1 protein-coding gene is annotated in these 1,225 nt (G+C 65.1%); it reads right to left on the bottom strand.

The genetic code is table 11. The features are described from left to right. Positions 1 to 40 precede the first annotated feature (40 nt). On the bottom strand, positions 41 to 1,225 hold the full coding sequence (locus tag DNK34_RS25235; protein WP_411269342.1) for an OprD family porin: 1,185 nt from the start codon (positions 1,223 to 1,225) through the stop codon (positions 41 to 43).

The following is a 1,225-nucleotide window of genomic DNA, read 5'->3' as shown; positions in this document are numbered from 1 at the left end:
GAGGACGGGCCGAAAAGTGCCATGACCCGGGAGTGATCGGTTACAGGAACGAGATCGGGTAGTTGAAGATCAGGCGGTTCTCGTCGAACTCGTTGCTGCTGTAGTCGCGGCGCATGCTGGAGTTGCGCCAGCGCATGCTGAGGTTCTTGAAGGTACCGCTCTGGATCACGTAGGCCAGTTCGCTCTCGCGGCCCCATTCCTTGCCGTCGCTGGTGCTGGCGGTGTGGATGTTGTCGCCGCTGATGTAGCGGTTCATCAGGGTCAGGCCGGGGATGCCCAGGCCGGCGAAGTTGTAGTCGTGACGCAACTGCCAGGATTTCTCCTTGGCGTTGTCGTAGCTGGCGTTGTAGCTGTCGTTGGCCAGGGTGCCGCCGCTGGTGCCGGCGACGCGCATCCAGCCGGTGTCGCCGCTGATCTTCTGCAGGCCGAGGTAGAAGGTGTTGTTGCCGTACTGGGCGGAGAACAGGCCGGAGTAGGCCTTGTTGTCCAGCCTGCCGGCCTTGGCGGAGCCGTCGTCGTCGCCCTGGAAGTAGCCGAGGTTGGCGCCCAGGGTCCAGTCGCCGAGCGGCTGGCTGTGCAGCAGTTGCAGGTATTGCTGGCTGTAGATGTCTTTCAGTTCGGCGGTCCACAGGCCGATCAGGGTGCGCTCCTGGTTGAACTTGTACTCACCACCGGCGAAGTTGAAACGGTCGGAGGCGGCGCCGCCGTAGGCGAGGTCTTCCATGCTCGCGTCGTTGCGCTCGCTGTTGCCACGGAACTGGCCGCCGTAGAGGGTCAGGCCGGCGATCTCGTTGGAGGTGATCTGCGCCCCTTCGAAGGTCTGCGGCAGGGAGCGGCCGTCGTCGGCGCGCAGGATCGGCAGCACCGGCATCCACTCGCCGACCTTCAGTTCGGTCTTGGAGATTTTGGCCTTGGCGGCGACGGCCAGGCGTCCGTAGTCGTCGGCCGGGCGGCCATCGTCATGGCGCGGCAGCAGGGCGGTGCCGTAGGTGCCGCCACCGCCGTCGAGCTTGAGCGAGTACAGGCCGAGCACGTCGACACCGAAGCCGACGACCCCGGGGGTATAGCCGGAGCGGGCGTCGAGGATGAAGCTCTGGGTCCATTCCTCGGCCTTGCTCTGGGCGTTGTCCGGGTCGGTGAAGTTGCGGTTGATGTAGAAGTTGCGCAGGTTGAGGCTGACCTTGGCGTCGTCGACGAAGCCTTCGGCCTGGGCGACGAGGGGCAG

The organism is Phytopseudomonas dryadis, assembly GCF_004327355.1.
Lineage (GTDB): Bacteria > Pseudomonadota > Gammaproteobacteria > Pseudomonadales > Pseudomonadaceae > Aquipseudomonas > Aquipseudomonas dryadis.
Note: the sequence above shows the minus strand (reverse complement) of the source record. Positions and strands in the feature narration are given on the sequence as shown.